Raw genomic sequence first — 22,109 nt, 5'->3', positions numbered from 1 at the left:
GATTTCACGCCTGATCGAGCGCCACACCCGCGCCGACCAGCCCGGAATACGGGGCCGTCACCAGCCACACCGGAATCCCCTTGAAATAATCGCTCATGCAGCCCTTGTCGGCGAAGCAACGGGCAAACCCGCTTTCGACAAAGAAATCGGCAAACCGCGGAATCACCCCGCCGACGATGAACACGCCCCCCCGGCCTCCAGTGGTCAACACGTTATTACCGGCGACGCGACCGAGCCAGCAGCAGAACTGCTCCAGCACTTCCAGGGCAATCGGATCACCCGCCAGGCCCGCCGCGGTGATCGACTCCGGGGTATCGAGCACCGGCTCATGCCCATCCACCGCGCAGATCGCCCGGTAAACCCGCGGCAACCCGCCGCCGCTCAACGCCGTTTCAGCGCTGACATGGCCGATCTCGTTGAAGATGTGCTGCCACAACTGGGTTTCCCGTGGGCTGCTCAACGGCAGATCGACGTGACCGCCCTCGCCTGGCAACGCGGCGAAACGCCCCCCGCCCAGATCGAGCAAGGTGCCGACGCCCAGGCCGGTGCCCGGGCCAATCACCACCGCCGGCCGCAACGGTTCCGGCGTGCCTTCGCAGACCACGCGGAATTCGCCGGGCTGCAAACGCGTCATGCCCAACGCCATCGCCGAGAAATCGTTGACCAGCAGCAGTTGATCCACCTGCAAGGTCTGGCAGAACGCCTTGCGGCTGAGGCGCCAGTGATTGTTGGTGAACTTGAATTCGTCACCGCTCACCGGGCCGGCCACCGACAGGCACACCGAACCGATCGACCCCGGTTTCAGGCCCAGCCCGCTGAGGTAGAGGCTGATGGCCTCCTCGGGGCTGGCATGATCCGCCGTCGGCAGAACATCGACAGACTCGAGCTGCTGGTTTTTCCACAACGCGAAACGTGCGTTGGTCCCACCGATGTCACCGACCAAAGCCAGTTTCAATTAAGCGTCTCCAGGGCAGAAGTGAAGGCGCTGGCGCCCTGCTCTGCGGAGCTGAAGGCCATGCGCATGAAACCAAACAGTTCGCGACCGCTGCCAATGTTGTTACCCAACAAGCCTTTGGCCGGTTCGCGCGCCGCAAAGTCGTCGGCGTCCACCTTAAGCTCCAGGGTGCCTTTGACGCCATCGACACGGATGATATCGCCCTCCTGCACCCGCGCAAGCGCGCCGCCGACGTAAGCTTCGGGGCTGACGTGAATCGCCGCCGGGATTTTTCCCGAAGCGCCGGACATCCGGCCATCGGTGACCAGCGCGACCTTGAAGCCGCGATCCTGCAGCACGCCAAGGAACGGCGTCATCTTGTGCAGTTCCGGCATGCCGTTGGAGCGCGGCCCCTGGAAGCGCATCACCGCGACAAAATCCTTCTCCAGCAAACCGGCCTTGAACGCATCGGCCAGGTCCTGTTGATCCTGGAACACCATCGCCGGCGCTTCGACGATCTGGTTTTCCAGGGCCACGGCGGAGACTTTCATCACGCCGCGACCGAGGTTGCCTTCCATCACGCGCAAGCCGCCCTCGGGCGAGAATGCACGGGCGACCGGACGCAGAATGGTTTCGTCGAGGCTTTCGATCGGGCCTTCGCGCCAGACCAGTTCACCGTTATCCAGGAACGGTTCCTGGGTGTAGCGGCTCAGGCCATGGCCGAGCACGGTATTGACGTTTTCGTGAAGCAGCCCGGCTTCCAGCAGTTCGCGAATCAGGAACGACATGCCGCCCGCAGCCTGGAAGTGGTTGATGTCGGCTTTGCCGTTCGGGTAGACGTGGCTCAGGGTCGGCACGACTTCGGAGAGGTCGGCCATGTCCTGCCAGGTCAGTTGAATGCCCGCCGCCATGGCGATCGCCGGCATGTGCAGGGTGTGGTTGGTCGAGCCGCCGGTGGCGTGCAGGGCCACGATGGAATTGACCAGCGAGCGCTCGTCGACGATTTCGCCGATCGGCATGAAGTCGCCATTCTGCTTGGTCAGGCGCGTGACCTGATGCGCTGCTTCGCGGGTCAGGGCGTCGCGCAGGGGTGTGTTCGGGTTGACGAAGGAGGCGCCCGGCAAATGCAGGCCCATGACTTCCATCAGCAACTGGTTGGTGTTGGCGGTGCCGTAGAAAGTGCAGGTGCCGGGGCTGTGGTAGGACTTCATCTCCGACTCCAGCAGCTCTTCGCGCGTGGCCTTGCCTTCGGCGTAACGCTGGCGCACATCGGCTTTCTGCTTGTTGGAAATGCCCGAGACCATCGGCCCGCCCGGCACGAAGATCGTCGGCAGGTGACCGAAACGCAATGCGCCCATCATCAGGCCGGGCACGATCTTGTCGCAGATGCCGAGCATCAGCGCGCCGTCGAACATGTTGTGGGACAGCGCAACCGCGGTGGACAGCGCGATCACTTCGCGGCTCGGCAGGCTCAGTTCCATGCCTGGCTCGCCCTGGGTCACGCCATCGCACATGGCCGGGGTGCCGCCGGCGAACTGGCCGACAGAGCCGATCTCGCGCAGGGCGCTCTTGATCTGTTGCGGGAAAACTTCGTACGGCTGGTGCGCCGAGAGCATGTCGTTATATGACGAAACAATTGCAATGTTGGCGGAGTTCATCATCCGCAGGCTGTGCTTGTCCTCGGTGCCGCAACCGGCCACGCCATGGGCAAAGTTGGCGCATTGCAGCTTGCCGCGCATCGGCCCGTCGCTGGCGGCACCGCGAATGAGTGCAAGGTATGCCTCACGGGTGGCACGGCTGCGGGCGATAAGCCGTTCGGTGACCTCAAGGACGCGGGGATGCATGTGTAGAACTCCAGGCTAACGGATGTGGCGACCTGATTGTCTATGCTGAGCAAGTGCCGTTGTCGATGGGATGACGGACGGTTTTCTTGATCATTCGGACCAGTTGATTCAGGTCACTCGTTGTAGATTGAACAAAATATTGCCACTAAAAAGGCTTGTTTTCTATTTTTTTGCGAATAATCTTGTAATTCCAACAACAAATCGACGGCGGCCCTGTTAATGACTCTTCGAATCGCAATCAATGGTTTTGGCCGCATCGGCCGCAATGTGCTCCGCGCACTCTATACCCAGGGCTACCGTCAGGATCTGCAGATCGTCGCCATCAACGACCTGGGCGACAGTGCGATCAACGCTCATTTACTTAAATACGATACCGTTCACGGCACGTTCGACGCTGATGTTCAGCACGATCAGGAAAGTCTGACCGTCAACGGTGACCGTATTGCCGTCAGCGCCATTCGCAACCCGGCCGACCTGCCCTGGGCCGCGGAAAAAATCGACGTGGTGTTCGAATGCACCGGTTTGTTCACCGACCGGGCCAAGGCCGCTGCACATATTTCGGCCGGCGCGCGCAAAGTGATCATCTCTGCCCCGGCCAAAGGCGCCGACGCCACGGTGGTCTTCGGGGTCAACCACGACATCCTGCGCCAGTCCCACCAGATTATTTCCAACGCCTCGTGCACCACCAACTGCCTGGCCCCGGTGGCTCAGGTGCTGCACCGCGAGCTGGGCATCGAAAATGGTTTGATGACCACGATCCACGCCTACACCAACGACCAGAACCTGACCGACGTCTACCACACCGACCCGTACCGCGCCCGTTCTGCCACGCAAAACATGATCCCGAGCAAGACCGGCGCCGCTGAAGCGGTCGGCCTGGTGCTGCCGGAACTGGCGGGCAAACTGACCGGCATGGCGGTGCGGGTGCCGGTGATCAACGTGTCGCTGGTGGACCTGACCGTACAGCTCAAGCGCGAAGCGTCGGCCGATGAGGTGAATGCGCTGCTCAAAGAAGCCAGCCAGCATTCGAAGATTCTCGGTTACAACACCCTGCCGCTGGTTTCCAGCGACTTCAACCACAACCCGCTGTCGTCGATCTTCGACGCCAACCACACCAAGGTCAGCGGCAAGCTGCTCAAGGTGTTGGCCTGGTACGACAACGAATGGGGCTTCTCCAACCGCATGCTCGATAACTGCCTGGCGTTGTGCAACGCGGAGTAACGTAGCTGGCCCTGTAAGAGCGAGCAGGCTCGCGAGGGTTGCCAACAATGACGCGGGCGGCCTGAATGCCCGCGGTGTCCGAACGTTTCTCGCGAGCCTGCTCGCTCCTACAGAGAGGGACCGCGCATTTTTTCACAAATGACGACTTGACCCGCGCAGCGGATGATAAGCATTATCATTCGCTCGACATGAATCAGGTCTTCCCGTGAGTCAATCGCGCTTCAATCACGTCTTCATCGCCCAGCGGGTTTCGCTGCTGCGCACACTGGAGCGGATGGTCAACAATCACAGCACCGCCGAAGACCTCCTGCAGGAGACCTACCTGCGCGTAACCCGTGCGCTCAGCGAGCGGGCCATCGATCACCTCGAACCCTTCGTTTTCCAGACCGCACGCAACCTCGCGCTGGATCATCTGCGTGCACGGCGCATCCAGTCGCGCACGATGCTCGACGACGTGCCGCCGGACGTGCTGGAAAGCGTCGCCGCCCCCGCCAGCAGTGCCGAGGACGCCGCCCATGCCGAACAATTGCTGGAGCGTTTGAACGTGAGCCTCAGTCAACTCAGCAGCCGTCAGCAACAGATCTTCATCCTCAGTCGCCTGCACGGGCACAGCTACCTGGAGATTTCCGAAAAACTCGGCGTCTCGCTCAGTACCGTGCAAAAGGAATTGAAGCTGATCATGGCCATCTGCATCGGCGTCGCCGAGCGCTTGAACGGCGACTGAACACGTCAGGGTTTGTTACCCTTGACCACCTTCAGGCTTCACAAAAAAGGCTGCACTAAAACAGCCGTGCACAGACACTGCCGAGGAAACACCGTGACGGACACCCACCGCTCCTCCCCGCCCTCCCCGGCGCGGGACCCCGCAAGCGCGATGGACCAGGCGTTGGACTGGCTGATCGTCATGGGCAGTGCGAGCGAAGAACAGACCCGGCAATTCCACGAGTGGATGGCCGCCAGCCCCTTGCATGCCGAGGCGTTTGCCAAGGCCCAGGCGATCTGGGACGGTCCGCAAGTCGTGCAATGCGCGCAAAACCTCGCTTCCCGACCGGCAAAAGTCACGCTGCTGACGCGCTTGCGCCCGCACTGGAAGCCGCTGGCCACCGCCGCCGTGCTGATCCTCGGCCTGTTCAGTTTCAGCAACCTGCCCATGCGCCTCCAGGCCGATCACTTGACCGTGGTGGGCGAGCGCCAGCGCCTGCAACTGGAGGACGGTTCGAAAGTCCTGCTCAATACCAATTCGGCGTTTTCCAGCACCATCAACGATCAGCAACGCGTGGCGCGGTTGTATCAGGGCGAGGCCTTTTTCGAGGTGCCGGCGCACCTTGGCCAACCCTTCGAAATCGATGCGGGCCCGGTCAAGGCCAGCGTGCACGACACGGCGTTCGCCGTGCGCTACCTCGACGGTGTGGCGCAGGTCCGGGTGCAGCGCGGCGATGTCGATTTGCGTGCAACCCGTGACGACGCGCGAATCCGCTTGTCAGCCGGCGAAAGCATCCGCATCGGCCCCAACGGTTTCGACCGTCCGGCCAAGGTCGATGTCGCGACGGACCTGGCCTGGGTCCAGGGCCGACTGGTGTTCGAAAACTGCCCGCTGAGCCAGGTGCTGGCGGAACTGCGTCGTTACTACCCCGGCTGGATCATCAACACCAACGAACAATTGGCCGACGTCGCCGTGACCGGTAATTACCGTCTCGATCAGCCGCTGGACGTGGTTCGCTCGCTGGCGCACATCACTTCGGCACGACTCCAGGAATACCCGGCGCTGGTGATCCTGAACTAAATGAGCATTATTTTTACTCGATAGCTGAAGCTCGTTCGTCTCGTTATAGCCAATGCAATTGATTCGCATCTACAGATGCCAGTCAGCACCTATAAAGATTCGTGCGACACGGAGCGCTATCGATGTCCTCTCGCCTTACCCGCCATTCTTCTTCGCCGTCCCGCGTGCTGTCGCTGCTGACCGCGGCCATCCTCATGGCCGGCAGCGCGCCGCTGCTCGCCGCAACGGCTGCCGAGCAACCCGCACGCAACATGGGCGACTACGCGTTCGCCATCCCCCAACAGTCACTGGTCTCGGCCCTCAATGCCTTCACCGCCGTGACCGGCTGGCAAGTCGGCTTGCCGGCCGAACTGGCGCAAGGCGTGGCCTCGCCGGGTGTGCGCGGCTCGCTGTCGCCGGAGAAAGCCCTGGATCGCCTGTTGGTGGGGACCAACCTGAGCTATCGCAAACTGGGCAACAACAACATCGTTTTGGAAAAACGCCTGAGCAGCGGCGCCCTCAACCTGCAGCAGGTGACCATCAGTGCCACCCGCCAGGAACAAAGCATCGAAAGCGTTCCGGGCACCGTCACCGTGCACACCCGCGAAGAGCTGGACCGCAACAACGTCAACACCATCAAGAATCTGGTGCGCTACGAACCGGGTGTTTCGGTGGGTGGCGCCGGCCAGCGCGGCGGGATCAGCGGCTACAACATTCGCGGCATCGATGGCGACCGGATCCTGACTCAGGTCGACGGCGTTGAAATACCCAACGACTTCTTCAGCGGTCCCTACGCCAAGACTCAGCGCAACTACGTCGACCCGGAAATCGTCAAGCGTGTCGAAATCCTCCGCGGCCCGGCCTCGGTGCTCTACGGCAGCAACGCCATCGGCGGCGCGGTCAGCTACTTCACCCTCGATCCGGACGACATCATCAAACCTGGCCAGGACGTCGGCGCTCGCCTGAAAACCGGGTACAGCTCCGCTGACGACAGCTGGTTGAAATCCGCCACCGTCGCCGGTCGCGCCGATCAGTTCGATGGCTTGCTGCATTACAGCCAGCGCGATGGTCATGAAACCGAATCCTATGGCAGCAACAACGGCATCGGCCTCGCCCGCACGGCGGCCAACCCTGAGGACGTGCGTACCAGCAACGTGCTGGCCAAGATCGGCTGGAACTACAACGAAGATTCACGCCTGGGCCTGACCTACGAAAAGTACAAGGACGATCGCGACATCGATCAGAAAAGCGCTTACGGCGGTCCTTACTTCCAGGGCGCACCGACGATTCCGGCCAGTGTGCTACCCGGCGGCATGTACCAGTGGCGCACTGGCAACGACACCGTCACCCGCGAGCGCTTCGGCCTGGAACACAGCTTCGCCCTCGACAGCCTGCTGGTGGACAACGTCAAGTGGAGCCTGAACCATCAGGTCGCCAAGACCGACCAGAGCACCGAAGAGTTCTACTACCCGATGTCGCGCAAAGTGCTGCGCACGCGGGAAACCCTGTACGAAGAGAAGCAGTGGGTGTTTGACGCGCAACTGGACAAGGCTTTCAGCATCGCCGACACCGAGCACCTGCTGACCTACGGCACTACGATCAAGCAGCAGAAAGTCACCGGCTCGCGCAGCGGCAATGGCACTTGCCTCGCCGTGTTCGGCAGCTGCCGGGTCGTCGGTGCGGTCAGCACTGCGGACGTGCTGAAAAAATCCAGCGACTTCCCGGACCCGACCGTCAACACTTACAGCCTGTTCGCCCAGGATCAGATCAGCTGGGACAAATGGACCTTCCTGCCCGGCCTGCGCTACGACTACACCCAGCTCAAGCCGCACATCACCCAGGAATTCCTGAACACCGTGGCGGCCACCCCTGGCGGCACCGTCAGTAGCGAGACCAAAACCTGGCACCGCGTATCGCCGAAATTCGGCCTGACCTACGCACTAACTGATCAATACACCTGGTATGGCCAGTACGCCGAAGGTTTCCGCACGCCAACCGCCAAGGCGTTGTACGGGCGCTTCGAGAACACCGCTACCGGTTATCGCGTGGAACCCAACCCGAACCTTGAGCCGGAAACCAGCAAAGGCTTCGAAACCGGACTGCGCGGCAACTTCGAATCGGGCTCCTTTGACCTGGCCCTGTTTTACAACAAGTACCGCGACTTCATCGAAGAGGATGCCATCACCCCCGGTTACAACGAACTGACGTTCCGGAGCGCCAACATCAAACACGCCACGATCAAAGGCGCAGAGCTCAAGGGTCGCTTGCACCTCGACGCGTTCGGTGCGCCACAGGGCCTCTATGCCCAGGGTTCGGTAGCCTACGCCTACGGTCGCAACAACGATAACGGCGAACCGATCAACAGCGTTAACCCGCTCACCGGCGTGTTGGGCCTCGGTTACGACCAGGACAACTACGGCGCTTTGCTCAGCTGGACACTGGTGAAGAAGAAAGATCGCGTCGACAACACCACGTTCAAATCACCGGACGGTGTCAGCAACCAGTTCAAGACACCGGGTTACGGCGTGCTGGACCTGACCGGTTTCTACAAAGTGACCGACGACGTGACCGTCAACGCCGGGATCTACAACCTGACCGACAAAAAATACTGGCAATGGGATGACGTGCGCGGTTACGACAGCGTCGGCGAAGCGTCCGTGACGCAACCGGCCAACCTCGATCGCCTGACTCAGCCCGGCCGTAACTTTGCAGTCAATCTGGTCTGGGACATCTGACCCTGCGCCTCTCACTGTGCGGTTATATCGCCGCACAGTGAGGTTTTTTTACTGTGAGGCGTCGTGTGTTTCGTCTCGTTACCAAGCGCTTCTTTTCCTGAAAGGATTTTCCATGACTACCCAGGCCCCTGCTCAACGCTCGGCGTTGCATTCGCAACGTTTGAACCAGATCACTCACGAGCCGCACACCAGGCTCGACGCCTTAGTCAAGGCCCACGCACCGTTTGAAACCCAGGCCAACTTCGCTCGTTTCGTGGTGGCGCAGTACCTGTTCCAGTCGGAACTGGTCGCGCTGTACAACGATGCCGAACTGACTGCCATCGTCCCCGACCTGCCGGCGCGTTGCCGTGCCGAAGCGGCCAAGGCTGACCTGGCGGACCTGGACACTGAGGTGCCTGCGCCTGTTGCCGGTGCCGTGCATCACCCGAGCAAGGCCGAAGCGTTAGGCTGGTTGTTTGTGTCCGAAGGCTCGAAGCTCGGCGCGGCGTTCCTGATCAAACGCGCCGTGGGCCTCGGTCTGAGCGAAACCTTTGGCGCCCGCCACCTCGGCGAACCTGCCGGTGGCCGCGCCCAGGGCTGGAAAACCTTCGTCAAAACCCTTGACGACCTGGAGCTCAGTGCCGAGGAAGAAGCCGAGCTGGATAAAGGCGCGATCGCTGCGTTCAACCGCTTCACCGTGCTGCTGGAACAGGCTTACGCCACCACCCCGGAACTCGCCTGATAACCCCCCCTTGTGGGAGCGGGCTTGCTCGCGAAAGCAGTGTGTCAGCCCTATCGCTGACTGACACACCGTTCGCGAGCAAGCCCGCTCCCACACGGAAAAGCAAGCGCCCAGACACGCCTTGGAGCCCATGCCTGCCACTTCAAAGTTCGCCCGAATTCTCTTCGGCATCCTGGCCTACCTCAGCCTCGCCATCGGCTTGATCGCCATCGTCGTGCCGGGCCTGCCAACCACCGAGTTCATCCTGCTGGCCGCCTGGGCCGCGACCAAAAGTTCACCACGCCTGAGCGCCTGGCTGGAAAATCACCGGGTGTTCGGGCCAATCCTGTCTAATTGGCGCAACGGCAAGATCGTCGCGCGGCGAGCCAAGGTCAGTGCCACCGTCAGCATGTTGCTGTGCGCCACATTGATGCTGGTCCTGCTCGACCCCGGCTGGGCGATTTACCTGGCCATCACCGGCATGAGTCTGGGCAACCTGTGGATCTGGTCGCGCCCCGAATCACTGCCGGATCCCTCCTGAAATAGCCCGCGATTTATCCCGTTTTAACCCTCATTTCGGCACATTTTCCCGCGCAAACGTTCAACCATGACCGTTCGTCGGGGCCACCATCATGCATCCCAAACCCTCGCCGATGGCAGAAGATGGCGCTGAACGGACTTGGCGAACCGGGTCGGCCCCCGACCCACCGCCAACACTTCCTTCATTCGCGAGCTCGTCCTATGTTCGACTCTCTGTCCATCCGCCTGAAAATCGTCCTGCTCTCCGGTCTGTGCCTGCTGGGCGTGGTCGTCCTGATCGTCAGCATGAACTTCTACCAGACCAATCAGAACGACGAACTGGTCAGCGCCTCCAGCAGCAAAATGCTCACCGACAGCGTGCAGAACCTGCTGCAGGCCAAGGCCGCCGAGCAGGCCGTGCGGGTGCAGAAGACATTCGGCGAAAGCCTGCTGGTGGTGACTGCCCTGTCCGATCAGATCAAGGACATGCGCACCATGGCCGCCAGGCGCTCGCTTGACGCCGGTGCCCTGCGTGAAGAGTTGAACCAGAGCCTGAAGACTGCGTTCGAGCGCAACAGCAAGGTGCTGGGCATCTGGCTGGCGTTCGAACCGAACGGCCTGGACGGCAAGGACAGCGAGTTCGCCAACGATGCCGCTCGCCAGTCCAACGAAGCCGGTCGTTTCGCCAGTTACTGGAGCCGTGCCGGCGGCGAAGGGCTCAACACGATCATGGTCGAAGACGACATGACCAAGACCACCCAGAACATCAGCGGCATCCCCTACAACAGCTGGTACACCTGCCCTCGCGACAGCAAGCGCACCTGCCTGCTGGACCCGTACGCCGATACCGTCGGCGGCAAGGAAATGCTGATGACCACGATTTCCGTGCCGCTGCTGGTCGACGGTAAATCCATCGGCGTGGTCGGGGTGGACATCGCCCTCGACGCCCTGCAGACCGCGGCGGTCGATTCTCAACGCGACCTGTTCGGCAGCGCCGGGCACATGCTGATCGTTTCCGGCAGCGGCGTGCTCGCGGCTTACAGTGTCGACGCGAGCAAGGTCGGCAAGAACCTCGGTGAGACCCTGGGCGCGGAAGGCAAGGACATCCTGCAATTGCTCGGCGGCGGTACACCGCAGATCCTCGAACAGGGTGAACTGATCCGCGCGGTGTACCCGGTCAGCCCGATTCCCGACGCCAAGGCCTGGGGCGTGGTGATCGACCTGCCAAAACAAGTGCTGCTGGCGGATTCGGTGAAGCTGCAAGTGGTTCTCGATGAAGCCCAGCAAAGCGGCACGATCCAGGCCGTGCTCGTAGCTGTCGCAGCCGGGCTCGTCGGTTTGTTGCTGATCTGGCTCACCGCCTCGGGCGTGACCCGGCCGATCAACAGCGTGGCCGACATGCTCAAGGCGATTGCCAGCGGCGACGGCGACCTGACCCAGCGCCTGCAGTACAGCAAGAAAGACGAGCTGGGTGAACTGGTCAACTGGTTCAACCGTTTCCTCGACAAGCTGCAACCGACCATCGCCCAGATCAAGCAGAGCATTACCGACGCCCGTGGCACCGCCGACCAGTCTTCGGAAATTGCCCGTCAGACCAGTGAAGGCATGCAGGTGCAGTTCCGCGAAATCGACCAGGTCGCCACGGCTTCCAACGAAATGAGCGCGACCGCCCACGACGTCGCCAACAGCGCCTCGAACGCGGCCAATGCAGCAAAAGGCGCGGATCAATCGGCCCGCGATGGCATGTCGATCATCGAGCGCAGCACCCGCGACATCAATCAACTGGCCGATGAAGTCAGCAAGGCCGTGACCGAAGTCGAGGCCTTGGCAGTCAACAGCGAGCAGATCGGTTCGGTGCTGGAAGTCATCCGCAGCATCGCCGAGCAAACCAACCTGCTGGCCCTCAACGCGGCGATCGAAGCGGCGCGGGCCGGCGAGAGCGGCCGCGGCTTTGCGGTGGTGGCCGATGAGGTGCGCAACCTGGCCAAACGCACCCAGGATTCGGTGGAGGAAATCCGCCTGGTGATCGAACGCATCCAGACCGGCACCCGCGGCGTGGTCGCCACCATGCATTCGAGCCAGACCCAGGCCCACAGCAACGCCGGGCAAATCCAGCAAGCGGTGCAGGCCTTGAGCAAAATCAGTGACGCGGTCACCGTGATCAGCGACATGAACCTGCAAATCGCCAGCGCCGCCGAACAGCAAAGCGCCGTGGCCGAAGAGGTCAACCGCAATGTCTCGGCGATCCGCACCGTCACCGAAACCCTGACCGGCCAGGCCACTGAATCGGCGCAGATCAGCAGCCAGCTCAACAGCCTGACCACCCACCAGATGAAACTGATGGATCAGTTCCGAGTGTAAAAGCCCACCACCGATCCCTGTAGGAGCAAGCTTGCTCGCGATGACGGACTGACATCCTCACTCGATGCCGGCTGACAGATTGCTATCGCGAGCAAGCTCGCTCCTACAGGGGTCCGATGTTCAGTCGCACGTTATCGTTTTCATCCGGACCGCCGTTTTTTTGATCTATGATCGCCCTCTCATTCCGGAGGGCCTTCGATGACTGATTTACTCACGTCCATTCAAGCCGCACTCGGCTTGCCTCACACCCCGATTCCGTTCACCTCCCGCGGTGCCCTGCCCTCGGCGCTGGCCGTCACCGATCTGGCCTGCGCCAGCATCGCCGCCGCCGGCCAGGCCATCAGCGAATTACTGCAGCGGCAAACCGGGCGCTTGCCCTCGCTGGAAGTCGACCGGCGCCTGGCCTCGTTCTGGTTCGCCACGTCGATCCGCCCGCAGGGCTGGAGCTTGCCGCCGCTGTGGGACCCGGTCGCCGGTGACTACGCGACCAATGACGGCTGGATTCGCCTGCACACCAACGCGCCCCATCACCGCGCGGCGGCGGAAAAAGTCCTCGGTGCCTGTGCCGACCGCGAGGCCGTGGCGAGCAAGGTGGCCCGATGGGCGAAAACCGATCTGGAACAGGCCGTGGTTGACGCGGGTGGCTGTGCGGCCGAGATGCGTAGCTGGACGCAATGGCAGGCGCATCCCCAAGGCCTGGCGGTGAATGCCGAGTCGCTGATTCAGTTCAGCGCTGGCACCGGCCATCACCGCAAACCGTGGCAAGGCTCGGTGGCGCGACCGCTGTCCGGGATCAAGGTGCTGGATCTGACCCGCGTGCTCGCCGGCCCCGTCGCCAGTCGTTTTCTCGCCGGCCTCGGTGCCGAAGTGTTGCGTATCGACCCACCGACCTGGACCGAACCGGGCGTGGTGCCGGACGTCACGCTCGGCAAGCGCTGCGCGCGTCTGGATTTGCACGACAAAGCCGATCGTGCGGTGTTTGAAAGCCTGCTCAAGGACGCCGACATTCTGCTTCACGGTTACCGCGCCGATGCGCTCGAACACTTGGGTTACGGCGCCGCCGAACGCCAGGCGATTGCGCCGGGGCTGATCGACGTCTGCCTGAATGCCTACGGCTGGAGCGGGCCCTGGCAGAACCGCCGCGGCTTCGACAGCCTGGTGCAGATGAGCAGCGGGATCGCCGAGACCGGGATGCACTGGAAACGTGCGGACAAGCCAACGCCTTTGCCGGTACAGGCGCTCGATCATGGGACCGGGTATTTGATGGCGGCCGCGGCGATCACGTTATTGACCGAGCGATTGAGCAGCGGGCGTGGCGGCTCGGCACGATTGTCGCTGGCGCGGACGGCGAAACTGTTGATTGAACAGGGTGCCGGTACGGATGAGCCGTTGCGCGCAGAAGATGAACACGATCAGGGCCTGGTGGTCGAACAGACACCGTGGGGGCCGGCGCATCGGCTGCACGTTCCACTGAAGATCACCGGGACGCCAGTGCAGTGGGCGATTCCGGCGGGGGAACTGGGTTCACATCGCGCGCAGTGGTGGTGAACCCACAGGCCCCTTCGCGAGCAGGCGCGCGCCCACAGGTTTTGTGTCCGACGCAAATCCACTGAGGCAGCGGGCTTGCCCGCGAAGGGCCGCAACGGTCGGCTCAATCCCCCCGGCTCAACGAAGTCCAGAGCACCTGCGCCGCATACCCTCGATAAGGTCGCCAAGCCTCGGCCCGTGCCATCAACACTTTGGCCATCACAGGCCCGCCCTCTAATGCCGCCAACGCCTTCATCAACCCCACATCCCCACTCGGAAACGCATCCCCCTCGCGCAACTGCCGCAGGGCGATGTACTGCGCCGTCCAGTCACCAACCCCGTGCAATGCCAGCAACCGCGCAACGCCGTCCTCGCGCCCAGGTGCAAACAGCAGCGGATCATCGAGCAGCGCCTGAGCCACGCCTGACAACGTCCGCCCGCGACTCTTCGGCATCCCCAGCGTTGCCAGATCAGCCACCGCCAACACCCCAGCTTCCGGAAACACGTGAGTGATACCGGGCCAACCAGACGCCAACGGCTGTCCGTACTGCGCCACCAGTTTCCCCGCCAGGCGGATCGCCGCACCCACTGTAATCTGCTGGCCCAGCACCGCACGGATCGCCAGCTCCAACCCGTCCCATGCCCCCGGCACCCGCAGCCCCGGCCGCTCGGCGATCAACCTCGCCATCAATGGATCAGCCTGCAATTGCCGGTGGATCACCGGTAAATCCGCGTCCACATCAAACATCCGCCGCAGCCGCGTCACGATCTCTGGCACTGCGGCCGGCGCGGGAAAATCCAGCAACACATCCAGCGCATTGCCGCTCGCGAGCTCGATCGAAAAAACACCGTGCACCCCATCCAGGCCAATGCTGCGCGAATACACGCCATCGGCCACCTTTTCCATCCCGGCCACCGCCCGCGCCGCCAAAAAATCCAGCATCGCCGGCCAGTCATACGGCGGCTCGAACGCCAGCGACAATCTCACAACCACACCCACCTGCACATGGCAGCCTCTCCGTTTTTGCAACGCACCTAGGCAAAAACAAATTCACACAACTAAAGAGCACAAGATTAATAGCATTTATTGAATAACGCCCAATCAGGCCGGTTATTTATCGCGGACAGTGGCAAACCCCCTGAAAAGAACTAGCTTAAAACCCCTGCGAAGTGATGCGTTATTTCTGAAAAGTTGAATAAAGGCTCTGCAACGGGCATTTCCAGCCATACCACGGTAAACACGGAAAGTTCATAAGTCTTTCATTAACCCTGCAATGTGCCCATGTACTGATCCATGTCAGCTGATTGAATGAATAACAGAATTAATCTGTTGCCTCTCTTCTCCTGCACTGGAGTCATGCAATGTCTGAATCCCCCGGAAAACTGAAACTCGGCGCTCTCGTGGCGCTAGTTGTCGGCTCGATGATTGGTGGCGGGATCTTCTCTTTGCCGCAGAACATGGCGGCCAGTGCTGACGTCGGTGCGGTGTTGATCGGTTGGGCGATTACCGCGGTCGGCATGCTGACCCTGGCGTTCGTGTTCCAGACCCTGGCCAATCGCAAACCGGATCTGGACGGTGGCGTCTACGCCTATGCCAAGGCCGGGTTCGGCGACTACATGGGTTTCTCGTCCGCCTGGGGTTACTGGATCAGCGCGTGGCTGGGCAATGTCGGTTACTTCGTTCTGCTGTTCAGCACCCTCGGTTATTTCTTTCCGATTTTCGGCGAGGGCAATACCGCGGCCGCGGTGATTGGTGCGTCGGTGCTGCTGTGGGCCGTGCACTTCCTCGTGCTGCGGGGGATCAAGGAAGCGGCGTTCATCAACCTGGTGACCACTGTCGCCAAAGTCGTGCCATTGCTGCTGTTTGTCCTGATCGCCGTGTTCGCCTTCAAACTGGACATCTTCACCGCCGACATCTGGGGCATAAAAAACCCGGACCTGGGCAGCGTGATGAATCAGGTGCGCAACATGATGCTGGTCACCGTGTGGGTGTTCATCGGCATCGAAGGCGCGAGCATCTTCTCGGCCCGTGCGGAAAAACGCAGCGACGTCGGTAAAGCCACGGTGATTGGCTTCATTACCGTGCTGCTGTTTCTGGTGCTGGTGAACGTGCTGTCGCTGGGCATCATGACCCAGCCGGAGCTGGCGAAACTGCAGAACCCGTCGATGGCGGCCGTGCTGGAGCATGTCGTCGGCCCATGGGGCGCGGCGCTGATCAGTGTCGGCCTGATCATTTCCTTGCTGGGCGCCCTGTTGTCGTGGGTGCTGCTGTGCGCGGAGATCATGTTCGCCGCCGCCAAGGACCACACCATGCCGGCATTCCTGCGTAAGGAAAACGCCAACCACGTGCCAGTCAACGCCTTGTGGCTGACCAATGCGATGGTGCAGATATTCCTGGTCATCACGCTGTTTTCGGCCAGCACTTATCTGTCGCTGATCTACCTCGCCACGTCGATGATTCTGGTGCCTTACCTGTGGTCGGCGGCGTACGCAGTGCTGTTGGCGGTGCGCGGCGAGAGTTATGAAAACGCCATGGCCGAACGCCGCAAAGACATATTCATTGGCGCTGTCGCCTTGGTCTACGCGATCTGGCTGATCTATGCCGGCGGGGTCAAATACCTGCTGCTCTCGGCCCTTCTGTACGCGCCCGGTGCAATTCTGTTCGCCAAGGCCAAACTTGAAGTCAACAAAGCGGTTTTCACCAACGTCGAGAAGCTGATTTTCGCCGCGGTCGTCGTCGGCGCCCTGGTGGCGGCTTACGGGCTGTATGACGGCTTCCTGACGCTGTAGCACCCGATTGTTTTGTCATCTGGAGGATCACTGTAATGACCACGGAAAAAGTGAAGTACGGCGTGCATTCCGAAGCCGGCAAACTGCGCAAAGTCTTGGTTTGTTCCCCCGGCCTGGCTCACCAGCGGCTCACCCCGAACAATTGTGACGAGCTGCTGTTCGATGATGTGTTGTGGGTCGCCCAGGCCAAGCGGGACCATTTCGACTTCGTCACGAAGATGCGCGAACGCAACATCGACGTGCTGGAAATGCACAACCTGCTGACCGACATCGTGGCGATGCCTGAAGCGCTGGACTGGATTCTTGAGCGCAAGGTCACCGCCAATTCAGTGGGCCTGGGCCTGATCAATGAAGTCGGTTCCTGGCTGCGCAGTCTCGAGCCGCGCAAGATCGCCGAGTTCCTGATCGGCGGCGTGTCCGCCGATGACCTGCCGGACAGTTTCGGCGGCCAGACCATCCAGATGTTCCGCGACTTCCTCGGGCATTCCAGCTTCATTCTGCCGCCGCTGCCCAACACTCAGTTCACCCGCGACACCACCTGCTGGATCTACGGTGGCGTGACGCTGAACCCGATGTACTGGCCAGCGCGCCGTCAGGAAACCTTGCTGGCCAGCGCCATCTACAAATTCCACCCGCAGTTCACCGACGCCGACTTTGAAATCTGGTACGGCGACCCCGATCAGGAACACGGCAGCGCCACCCTCGAGGGCGGCGACGTGATGCCCATTGGCAATGGCGTGGTGCTGATTGGCATGGGCGAACGCTCGTCGCGTCAGGCCATCGGCCAACTGGCGGTGAACCTGTTCAAACACAACGCCGTGGAACGCATCATCGTCGCCGGCCTGCCGAGATCCCGTGCAGCGATGCACCTGGACACCGTGTTCAGCTTCTGCGACCGCGACCTGGTAACGATCTTCCCCGAAGTGGTGAACCAGATCGTCGCCTTCACCCTGCGTCCAGACGACAGCAAACCGGGTGGCATCGACATCCGTCGCGAAGAAACCAGTTTCCTCGACACCGTGGCCCAGGCCCTCAAGCTGAAAGCCCTGCGTGTGGTGGAAACCGGCGGCAACAGCTTCGCCGCCGAACGCGAGCAATGGGACGACGGCAACAACGTGGTCGCCCTGGAGCCTGGCGTGGTGATCGGTTATGACCGCAACACCTACACCAACACCCTGCTGCGCAAGGCCGGCGTGGAAGTGATCACAATCAGTGCCGGCGAACTCGGACGCGGCCGTGGCGGCGGCCACTGCATGACCTGCCCGATCATTCGCGACCCTATCGACTATTGATGCTTGAGGCCGGCCTCGCGCTTACCCAGCGTGAAGCCGGCGGATAACTGAAACCCAAGGAGATCCATCATGGCTTTTAATATGCGCAACCGCAGCCTGCTCTCGCTGATGCACCACACGACGCGCGAGTTGCATTACCTCCTGGACCTGTCCCGCGACCTCAAACGCGCCAAGTACACCGGCACCGAGCGTCCACACTTGCAAGGCAAGAACATCGCGCTGATCTTCGAAAAAACCTCGACCCGCACCCGCTGCGCCTTCGAAGTCGCGGCCCATGACCAGGGCGCACACGTCACCTACATCGACCCGGTGTCGTCGCAGATCGGCCACAAGGAAAGCATGAAAGACACGGCCCGCGTGCTCGGGCGGATGTTCGATGCCATCGAGTACCGTGGCTTTGAACAGGAAATCGTCGAAGAGCTGGCCAAGTTCGCCGGCGTGCCGGTGTTCAACGGCCTGACCGCCGAATTCCACCCGACGCAAATGATCGCCGACACCCTGACCATGCGCGAACACAGCGACAAACCGCTGCATGACATCAGCTACGCCTACCTCGGCGACGCCCGTTACAACATGGGTAACTCGCTGCTGATGATCGGCGCCAAACTGGGCATGGACGTGCGCATCGCCGCGCCGAAAGCGCTGTGGCCGCACGCTGATTTCATCGCCCAATGCCAAGCCTTCGCCGAGGACAGCGGCGCGCGCATCACCATCACCGAAGACCCGAAAGAAGCGGTCAAGGGCGTGGACTTCATCCACACCGACATCTGGGTGTCGATGGGCGAGCCGGTGGAAGCGTGGGACGAACGCATCGAGCAACTGCTGCCGTACCAGGTCAACACGGCGATGATGAAAGCGTCGGGTAACCCGCGCGTGAAATTCATGCATTGCCTGCCTGCGTTTCATAACAGCGAAACCAAGGTCGGCAAGGACATTGCCACGCGCTATCCGCACTTGGCCAATGGCGTCGAGGTGACCGAAGAGGTCTTCGAATCCCCGGCCAACATCGCCTTCGAGCAAGCGGAAAACCGCATGCACACCATTAAGGCGATCCTGGTGTCGGCGTTGGCGGATATCTAAACGCAGCCCCGCTCTTCCTGCCAGAACACCGGCCACTGTGGGAGCGAGCCTGCTCGCGAAGACGGACCGACATCCACCATTGATGTCGGCTGATACACCGCTTTCGCGAGCAGGCTCGCTCCCACGCGGGTTCGGGTTTGCGCAGCGAGACCGCGTTGCCCTCACCTTTTCTGAAAGGAATGCACTCTATGCGTATCGTCGTCGCTCTGGGCGGTAACGCCCTGCTCCGCCGGGGTGAACCCATGACCGCGGACAACCAGCGCGCCAACATCCGGGTCGCCACCGAACAAATCGCCAGGATCCACGCCGGCAATGAACTGGTCATCGCCCACGGCAATGGCCCGCAGGTCGGCCTGCTGTCGCTGCAAGCCGCGGCCTACACCTCCGTTTCGCCTTACCCGCTGGACGTACTCGGCGCCGAAACCGAAGGCATGATCGGCTACATCATCGAACAGGAACTGGGCAACCTGCTGGACTTCGAAGTGCCCTTCGCCACGCTCCTGACCCAGGTGGAAGTCGACGCCAACGACCCGGCCTTCCAGAACCCCACCAAGCCCATCGGCCCGGTGTACACCCAGGCCGAAGCGGAAAAACTCGCCGCCGAAAAAGGTTGGGCGATTGCTCCGGATGGCGAGAAGTTCAGGCGCGTGGTAGCCAGTCCGAGGCCGAAGCGCATCTTCGAAATCCGTCCGATCAAATGGCTGCTGGAAAAAGGCAGCATCGTGATTTGCGCCGGCGGAGGCGGCATCCCGACGATGTACGGCGCCCACGGCAAGCTGCAAGGCGTGGAAGCAGTGATCGACAAGGACCTGTGCTCGGCGCTGCTGGCTGAACAACTGGACAGCGATCTGCTGGTGATCGCCACCGACGTCAACGCCGCCTTCATCGATTTCGGCAAACCGACCCAGAAGGCCATCGCCCAGGCTCATCCGGACGACATGGAAAAACTCGGCTTCGCCGCCGGCTCCATGGGCCCGAAGGTGCAAGCCGCGTGCGAGTTCGCGCGCCATACTGGAAAAACAGCGGTGATCGGTTCACTCTCGGACATCGAAGCGATCGTCCAGGGCAACGCCGGCACCCGCATCAGCACGGCGAAACCAGGCATAACTTATTTATAGGGAGAGACGTCAATGGCAACGTTCGAGCCGGGAAAACTGCACATCGAGCGCCATGCGCTGAACGATGACGATGTCAGCTACGACCTGTGCATCGACTATGAAGTGACCGATGACCCCAAGGAAGGCAAAGGGATGTCGTTCACCGTGCACGGCAATATTCAGGGCAAGGACATGAGCGAGTCGTTCTATCTGCCCAAGGACCAGGCCTACAACTTCGCCAGCAACGTGACGAAAATCGCCGAGCAGTACGGGATTCCCAAAACCCATAGCAGCCTCGGTTCGGTGCACAAGCATTACGATGCGATGTTTGAAGATGTGCGGGTGCAACTGGACATGAAATCCGGCGACCCGGTGAAACCCGAGCACCTCGAATAACCAGACACCTTGTGGGAGCGGGCTTGCTCGCGAATACGGAGGGTCAGTTTCCTATGAATCAACTGACACGCCGCATTCGCGAGCAAGCCGCTCCCACAGGGTTCAACGTCGCACTGAAGTCCTGCGCAGGATTTCACCATTGGCCCGCCCCAAGGCATACTTGCCACCCTCCGCACGCCAGAACCCAATACCGCCCCATGCGTATCCACGTCAGCTTCATCGACCGCGTCGGCATCACCCAGGAAGTCCTGGCCCTGCTCGGTGGGCGCAATCTCAATCTGGATGCGGTAGAGATGGTGCCGCCCAACGTCTACATTGACGCCCCGACCTTGAGCGCGGACGTGCTCGAAGAACTGCGCGACGCGCTGCTCAGCGTGCGTGGCGTGCAGGCGATGACCGTGGTCGACATCCTGCCCGGGCAACGTCGGCACCTGCAGCTCGATGCCTTGCTGGCCGCCATGACCGACCCGGTCCTGGCCCTGGACAGCGCCGGCAAGGTGCTGCTGGCCAACCCGGCATTGATCGCGTTGTACGGTCGCGAGCCGGCCGGTGAAAGCGTGGCAGAGCTGTTTGCCGATCCGGCGCTGCTCGATACCCTGCTGGACCACGGTTTCCGGTTGCCCCTGCGCGAGATCACCGTCAACGGCCAGACCCTGTTGCTGGACGCCACGCCGATCACCGACGCCGGCGCCTTGCTGACGCTGTATCAGCCGAACCGCATCGGCGAACGCCTCTCGGCGCTGCACCACGACCATGCCGAAGGATTTGATGCGCTGCTCGGCGAATCCCCGGCGATTCGCACCCTCAAGGCCCGTGCGCAACGGGTGGCGGCGCTGGATGCACCCTTGCTGATCCAGGGCGAAACCGGCACTGGCAAAGAACTGGTGGCCCGCGCCTGCCACGCCATCAGCGCGCGCCACAGTTCACCGTTCCTCGCATTGAACTGTGCGGCATTACCGGAGAACCTCGCCGAAAGCGAGCTGTTCGGCTACGCCCCCGGCGCCTTCACCGGTGCGCAACGGGGCGGCAAGCCAGGTTTGATGGAGCTGGCGAACCAGGGCACGGTATTTCTCGATGAGATCGGCGAGATGTCGCCGTACTTGCAGGCGAAATTGCTGCGCTTCCTCAATGACGGCAGCTTCCGCCGGGTCGGAGGTGATCGCGAGGTGAAGGTCAACGTGCGCATTCTCAGCGCCACGCACCGCGATCTGGAAAAAATGGTCAGCGAAGGCACTTTCCGCGAAGACCTGTTCTATCGCCTCAACGTCCTGAATGTCGAAGTCCCGCCATTGCGCGAACGTGGCCAGGATATTCTGCTGCTGGCCCGCTATTTCATGCAGCAGGCCTGCGCGCAGATTCAGCGACCGGTGTGTCGCCTGGCGCCCGGCACCTACCCGGCGCTACTCGGCAACCGCTGGCCGGGCAACGTGCGGCAATTGCAGAACGTGATCTTCCGCGCGGCCGCCATTTGCGAGAGCAGCCTGGTAGACATCGGCGACCTCGACATTGCCGGCACCTCCGTGGCGCGCCAGAGCGACAACGACGTCGACAGCCTGGAACAGGCCATGGAAGCGTTCGAAAAAGACCTGCTGGAAAAACTCTACGCCAGCTACCCCTCGACCCGGCAATTGGCCAACCGCCTGCAAACCTCCCACACGGCGATCGCCCATCGGTTGCGCAAGTACGGCATTCCCAAACAGCCTTGAGTGACTCGGTCAAAACCGTGGGAGCGGGCTTGCTCGCGAATGCGGTGGATCAGTCACATCAATGGTTTCTGACCCACCGCATTCGCGGGCAAGCCCGCTCCCACAGGGTTGGGTTTCGGGTTGAACCCCGTTTAAAAACGACCTC

General features: G+C 61.7%; 17 protein-coding genes and 1 pseudogene. 15 read left to right on the top strand and 3 right to left on the bottom strand.

The genetic code is table 11. The annotated features are described in order from the left end of the window. Positions 1-4: 4 nt before the first annotated feature. Together NTD84_RS27765 and edd are read right to left on the bottom strand one after the other, a co-directional pair. A complete protein-coding gene (locus NTD84_RS27765) occupies positions 5-955 on the bottom strand; it encodes a glucokinase (RefSeq protein ID WP_262172255.1) in 951 nt (316 codons plus the stop codon). After that, a complete protein-coding gene (gene edd / locus NTD84_RS27760; protein ID WP_262172254.1) occupies positions 952-2,778 on the bottom strand; it encodes a phosphogluconate dehydratase in 1,827 nt (608 codons plus the stop codon). The genes NTD84_RS27765 and edd overlap by 4 nt, the downstream gene beginning before the upstream one ends. Before the next feature lie 219 nt (positions 2,779-2,997). Between edd and gap the strand changes: the two genes are divergently transcribed. The 9 genes and pseudogenes from gap to NTD84_RS27720 all read left to right on the top strand — a co-directional run bounded on the left by gap (position 2,998) and on the right by NTD84_RS27720 (position 13,624). Then, positions 2,998-3,999 carry a type I glyceraldehyde-3-phosphate dehydrogenase gene (gap, locus tag NTD84_RS27755; protein WP_262172253.1) on the top strand — a complete coding sequence of 334 codons (1,002 nt, stop codon included), beginning with the start codon at positions 2,998-3,000 and terminating at the stop codon, positions 3,997-3,999. Positions 4,000-4,204: 205 nt separating this feature from the next. Next, entirely contained in the window at positions 4,205-4,723 is a 519-nt protein-coding gene (locus NTD84_RS27750) for an RNA polymerase sigma factor (RefSeq protein ID WP_262172252.1), read from the top strand. A gap of 93 nt (positions 4,724-4,816) precedes the next feature. Continuing rightward, a complete protein-coding gene (locus NTD84_RS27745) occupies positions 4,817-5,782 on the top strand; it encodes a FecR family protein (RefSeq protein WP_262172251.1) in 966 nt (321 codons plus the stop codon). Between the two features lie 122 nt (positions 5,783-5,904). After that, on the top strand, positions 5,905-8,496 hold the full coding sequence (locus NTD84_RS27740) for a TonB-dependent receptor (RefSeq protein ID WP_262172250.1): 2,592 nt from the start codon (positions 5,905-5,907) through the stop codon (positions 8,494-8,496). 112 nt (positions 8,497-8,608) lie between these two features. Next, positions 8,609-9,217 (top strand): biliverdin-producing heme oxygenase, encoded by a 609-nt coding sequence (locus NTD84_RS27735; protein WP_262172249.1) that lies wholly within the window; start codon positions 8,609-8,611, stop codon positions 9,215-9,217. 130 nt (positions 9,218-9,347) lie between these two features. Further along, the gene (locus tag NTD84_RS27730) at positions 9,348-9,737 is read left to right on the top strand and encodes a YbaN family protein (RefSeq protein ID WP_262172248.1); all 390 of its coding nucleotides are present in this window, start codon (positions 9,348-9,350) and stop codon (positions 9,735-9,737) included. 122 nt (positions 9,738-9,859) lie between these two features. Beyond that, positions 9,860-11,218 (top strand): annotated as a pseudogene (locus NTD84_RS30185) (HAMP domain-containing protein); the annotation flags it as partial. A gap of 102 nt (positions 11,219-11,320) precedes the next feature. Then, entirely contained in the window at positions 11,321-12,076 is a 756-nt protein-coding gene (locus NTD84_RS30180) for a methyl-accepting chemotaxis protein (protein WP_410017384.1), read from the top strand. Positions 12,077-12,274: 198 nt separating this feature from the next. Then, entirely contained in the window at positions 12,275-13,624 is a 1,350-nt protein-coding gene (locus tag NTD84_RS27720) for a CoA transferase (protein WP_262172246.1), read from the top strand. 103 nt (positions 13,625-13,727) lie between these two features. Here the strand turns inward: NTD84_RS27720 and NTD84_RS27715 are convergent, their stop codons facing one another. After that, positions 13,728-14,591, bottom strand: coding sequence for a DNA-3-methyladenine glycosylase family protein (locus NTD84_RS27715; RefSeq protein WP_262172245.1), 864 nt, complete (start codon positions 14,589-14,591; stop codon positions 13,728-13,730). Positions 14,592-14,965: 374 nt separating this feature from the next. Between NTD84_RS27715 and arcD the strand changes: the two genes are divergently transcribed. The 6 genes from arcD (at position 14,966) to NTD84_RS27685 (ending at position 21,964) form a co-directional block, all read left to right on the top strand. Next, on the top strand, positions 14,966-16,393 hold the full coding sequence (gene arcD, locus NTD84_RS27710; RefSeq protein ID WP_262172244.1) for an arginine-ornithine antiporter: 1,428 nt from the start codon (positions 14,966-14,968) through the stop codon (positions 16,391-16,393). A gap of 35 nt (positions 16,394-16,428) precedes the next feature. Further along, a complete protein-coding gene (arcA, locus tag NTD84_RS27705; RefSeq protein WP_262172243.1) occupies positions 16,429-17,685 on the top strand; it encodes an arginine deiminase in 1,257 nt (418 codons plus the stop codon). A gap of 69 nt (positions 17,686-17,754) precedes the next feature. Then, entirely contained in the window at positions 17,755-18,765 is a 1,011-nt protein-coding gene (locus tag NTD84_RS27700) for an ornithine carbamoyltransferase (protein WP_262172242.1), read from the top strand. A gap of 188 nt (positions 18,766-18,953) precedes the next feature. Next, positions 18,954-19,883, top strand: a complete 930-nt coding sequence (gene arcC, locus NTD84_RS27695) for a carbamate kinase (protein ID WP_262172241.1) — start codon at positions 18,954-18,956, stop codon at positions 19,881-19,883. A gap of 12 nt (positions 19,884-19,895) precedes the next feature. Further along, positions 19,896-20,258 carry a DUF5064 family protein gene (locus tag NTD84_RS27690; protein ID WP_262172240.1) on the top strand — a complete coding sequence of 121 codons (363 nt, stop codon included), beginning with the start codon at positions 19,896-19,898 and terminating at the stop codon, positions 20,256-20,258. Between the two features lie 197 nt (positions 20,259-20,455). Continuing rightward, a complete protein-coding gene (locus tag NTD84_RS27685) occupies positions 20,456-21,964 on the top strand; it encodes a sigma-54-dependent transcriptional regulator (RefSeq protein ID WP_262172239.1) in 1,509 nt (502 codons plus the stop codon). Positions 21,965-22,109: the final 145 nt, after the last annotated feature.

Origin of the sequence: Pseudomonas sp. 14P_8.1_Bac3, assembly GCF_025466085.1 — a bacterium.
In the GTDB taxonomy this organism is placed as follows: Bacteria; Pseudomonadota; Gammaproteobacteria; order Pseudomonadales; family Pseudomonadaceae; genus Aquipseudomonas.
Note: the sequence above shows the minus strand (reverse complement) of the source record. Positions and strands in the feature narration are given on the sequence as shown.